3 protein-coding genes are annotated in these 4044 nt (G+C 67.2%); all 3 read left to right on the top strand.

Annotated elements, in window-relative coordinates; genetic code table 11:
• Positions 1 to 415 precede the first annotated feature (415 nt).
• The 3 genes from GT748_RS14335 (at position 416) to GT748_RS14325 (ending at position 3553) form a co-directional block, all read left to right on the top strand.
• A complete protein-coding gene (locus tag GT748_RS14335) occupies positions 416 to 787 on the top strand; it encodes a VOC family protein (protein WP_021659564.1) in 372 nt (123 codons plus the stop codon).
• Between the two features lie 246 nt (positions 788 to 1033).
• Complete coding sequence (locus tag GT748_RS14330) at positions 1034 to 2491, top strand: hypothetical protein (protein ID WP_143161617.1); 1458 nt, start codon at positions 1034 to 1036, stop codon at positions 2489 to 2491.
• Between the two features lie 87 nt (positions 2492 to 2578).
• Entirely contained in the window at positions 2579 to 3553 is a 975-nt protein-coding gene (locus tag GT748_RS14325; RefSeq protein WP_073261133.1) for a class B sortase, read from the top strand.
• Positions 3554 to 4044 lie beyond the last annotated feature (491 nt).

Here is a 4044-nt window from a genome sequence, read left to right as displayed (position 1 = left end):
GTGGGGGGGTTGCCGGTTGCCTCTGTGCGGGCGGAAGAGGAGGAGGGGCCTCCCGGGCGGGGCGGGGAAAAAGGGGAAATGTTCCGGCCGGGGCGGTTGCGGGGGGCTGCGCGCCTTTTTGCCCGGAGGTCTGTCTGGGTGTAGGAGGGGCGGCGTTGGGGGGTGACGTCCCTGCCAGGGGACGACCTGCGGCGGGAAGGTCGGCTGCCTTTCTGGTGTGAGTTCGTGCTGCGGGGGGAACAGGGGGCGGACTTTTGAGTGACGGGGCTGCCCTGCGCGGGGAGGGGAGCTGGACTTCCGCCTGGTGGGGTCGGCCCGCGGGGACGGCGGCCGAATGCCCTTGCCACCCCCTGCGGCTTTGTGCTACACTGGAGACAGGGAATAAAACCTGTTTCTGGAAAAAGGAGGAATTGTTATGTCCGCTGAAATTCGCCTTGCCGACATCGTGGTCGACTGCACCGACGAGGGGCAACTCTGCGCCTTTTACGAGGGCCTTCTCGGCTGGAAGCGGGGGGAGATGTTCGGTCACCCCACCCTCACCAGCGCCGCCGGGGTCACCCTTCTCTTTGTGCAGGAGGAGGACTACGTCTCCCCCGTCTGGCCGGAGGAGGAAGGCCGCCAGCAAAAGCAGGTCCACTTTGACTTTTTGGTGCCCGACGTGGCGGAGGCCGTCGCCAAGGCCGAGGCGTTGGGCGGCAGAAAGGCCGACGCCCAGTTTGGCGGCGAGGTGTTCACCACCGTTCTCGACCCCGCGGGTCACCCCCTCTGTCTGGTGAAAGAGGGGTAGAAAAACAGGGTGTTTAAAGGAGGGTCCCCCGCTTGGGCGGGGGGCTCTTTTTTATGGCTTCCCTTTAAAAAGTCACGAAATAAAAATGCGGAAAAGAAGTTGTGACCAAACGGCACAGATGCGGGTTGAGAGCCATTTGACAAGGTTTCACAAGAGGGGATTCGCCGATTGTTTTCCCCATTTGCCGCTGATATGATGAAAAAAGAAAACCCGAACATTTGGGAGAAGAGAAAGGATTGCGGCAACATGAAAAAACACCCGGCAAAACGGCTGGTCAGCCTTCTTCTGGCGGCCCTGCTGGCCTTCCCGGTCACTGCGGCCCTGGCGGCGGGACCGGCGGGCGAGAACATCGAGGTCTTTGCCAGCGGCGAGACCGGCAGCGGCGGCGGGGCCGACCTGACCAACACCGAGGATAGCCCCTTTGACCCGGTCAAGTTTGCAGACCCCAAACAGGGGGTCACCTCGGCCCAACTGGTCATCTACGCCTACGACGTGGACGCCCCAGACGAGATCGACGAGGTCTTTCTCAACGGGCACTCGGTGGGCATCCTCACCGGGATGGACGAGGAGTGGAACACCAGCGTCCTCGAGGTGACCGGCGACGCCCTGAAGTCCCTGTGCGACGGGCAGGAAAACAGCATCGCCGTCAAGACCAACAGCGGCTGGATCGTCTTTGTGCGCACCATCACCCTGGTCGTCAACGGCGGCAGCGCGGGCGGCCAGTTCGACAGGGGCAGCTCCACCGTCACCGCCACCCTCAACGGGCAGGAGATCGTCACCTCGGTCACGGTCACCTCGGTCAGCGGGGGGACCTTTGGGGTGGAGTACGCCGTCAAGGAGCTGGACAGCGAGGGCAACCAGGTGCGCCAGGTGGCCAGCAAGAGCGAGCCCAGCGTCTCCTTTGCCGCCGGCACGGTCCACAGGGAGGAGGAGACCTTCTCCCTGCCCGAGGCCCCTAAGCCGGGGACAGCCTACCGGGTGGACTACGTCATCAAAGACAGCTTGCAGATCCCCGTCTTCACCCTGAGCGCGGTCGTCGGCTCCACCGTGGAGGCGGGCGTTGCCGTCGAGAGCGGTGAGGTGGCCGCCGACGCCATCTCGGTACAGGGACTAAAGGGCGCGGCGGCCGCACTGGCCAGCCCCACCGAGGGGAACGCCACCTCGGTGACCCTGACGGTGAGAGAGGGGAAGGAGGCTGCCGACTACGGCGACATCCTCACCCGCGCCGAGGGCGACGGGCACGCCGTGGGGTTGGCCCTGGAACTGACCGTCGACAAGGAGGTCAAGGATGCGGCGGGCCGGTTGGTGGCTGGCGAATCCGGCCCGGTGGCGCAGTTGGATCGGCCCATCCAGATTTCCATCCAGCTGCCTGCGCCGCTGCAGGGGAAGACCGGTTACGCGGTCTACCGCTCCCACCAGGGGAAGGTGGACGTCCTCACCGAGACGGCCAACAGCGAGGGGGAGGGGATCGCCCTGAGCGCCGACGGGAGCACCCTCACCCTGACGGTCGGCAAGTTTTCCACCTACGCCATCACCTATCAGGGGGAGAAGGGCGGGACCCCTGCGGAGCCCGGTCGGTTGGACGACGAGCCCAACACCGGCGCGCCCGCCCAGACCGCCGGTTGGGCCGTCGGTCTGGGGACCCTGTCGGTGGGCGCCTTCCTCTTCTGGAAGCTGCGCCGCGGTGTGGGTCCGACCCGCTAGATCCGCTTTGATCGCGCGGTGAGAGGCCGCGGAGAAAGGGTGTGAGTCGATCACATCCTTTCTTTTGCAGAGAGAGGGGGCGGCGGGATGGACCGCGGCGAAAAATCGGCCCCGCGGCCCACTGGGGCGGGGCGGGTCTCCCTTTTGGCGCGGGTGGCCCTGCTGGCTCTCCCCGCTTTGGGGGAGTGGGCGCTGGAGCGGCTGGCGCTGCTCGGGCGGGCGGCGGGCTACGGCCTGCTGGCCCTGGGGGAGTGGCTGGGAGAGCGCTGTCTCGCCCTGCTCCGCCGGGCGGGGGACGACCTGGGACAGGCGGGGGAGCGGGCTTTGCGCGGCGACGGAGCCGCGGGGGCGGCCCTTGTCCTCTGCCTGCTGGTCGCCTCCACCCCGGCCCTGGCGGGGCTTCTCCCCGCTGCCCCCCAGGCGGTGGCGGCGCCGCACCTGCAGGCGGCGGGGGAGGCTCTGGTCGCCCCGCCGGAGGACCCGCTGGCCTATCTGCAGCCTCTTTACGCCCAGAACAGCGACCTGGTGGGATGGATCGCCGTCGAGGGGACGGGGATCGACTTTCCGGTGGTGCGGGAGCGGGCCGCCCCCTACTACCTGACCCACAACTTTGCCCGCGAGGGGGATCGCTTCGGCACCCCCTTCATCAAGCATGAGATCTCTTTGGAGGACCGGCCGGACAACCTGGTCGTCTACGGCCACAACATGCCCCACAGTGAGAAGATGTTCGGCCCGCTGGAGGGATACCGCGACGCGGCCTTCTGCCGGGCGCACCCCACCTTGCGCTTTGACACCCTGACCCAGGCGGGGGAATACCGGGTGGTGGCGGTGCTCCTCACCCGGGTCTACCGCCAGGGGGAGGAGGGGTTCCGCTACTACGCCGAGACCGATTTCCCCGACGAGGCGTCCTTTGCCTATTTCTACGAGAACATCAAGGAGGGGTCCCTCTACGACACCGGGGTGGAGGCCAGCTACGGCGACAGCTTTCTCACCCTCTCCACCTGCGTGTACGACTGGGAGAACGGCCGCCTGGCGGTGGTGGCCAAACGGGTTTCCCCGTGACCTTTGAGGCGGCGGGCCGGATGTGTTCCGGCCCGCCGCTTTTTTGTGGGGAGGAAGTGGGAGGCGGAGGGCGTTGGGGGCGTTTGGAGGGGGAGAGCGGCCCCCTTTTTGGCCCTGGCGTTGAGGGGACGGGAAGCAGGTCGAATTTCCCCGGGTTCGGGCGGACTTTTCAGAGGCTGTGCGCCCCTGCTTGGGGGCCGGGCCCGGTCGGACTGGCGGGGGAAGGGGGAGGGGCTGTTTTGGGGCCTGCCGGTGGGGCGGTTACGGCGGAGAGCGGCCCTCGCTTTGTCCCTGTGCGGGAGGGGGCGACGGTTGTTTGGACGGTTGCAGCGGGGAGGGCGCTGTCAGGGCCGTGCTGGCGGGCGGTTTGCCGATCGGGCACGGATTCAGAGGGAAGGCAAAATCGTTTGTGGGCGCGCGTGTTCCCCTGCAATGGGGAGAGGGGGTGTACGGCCGGACGAGGGGGGACGCTTGCCGGAGCGCGTGCTCTC

The sequence above is a fragment of the Bittarella massiliensis (ex Durand et al. 2017) genome, assembly GCF_009876955.1.
Lineage (GTDB): Bacteria > Bacillota > Clostridia > Oscillospirales > Ruminococcaceae > Bittarella > Bittarella massiliensis.
This window is presented reverse-complemented; position numbering and strand designations above follow the sequence as displayed.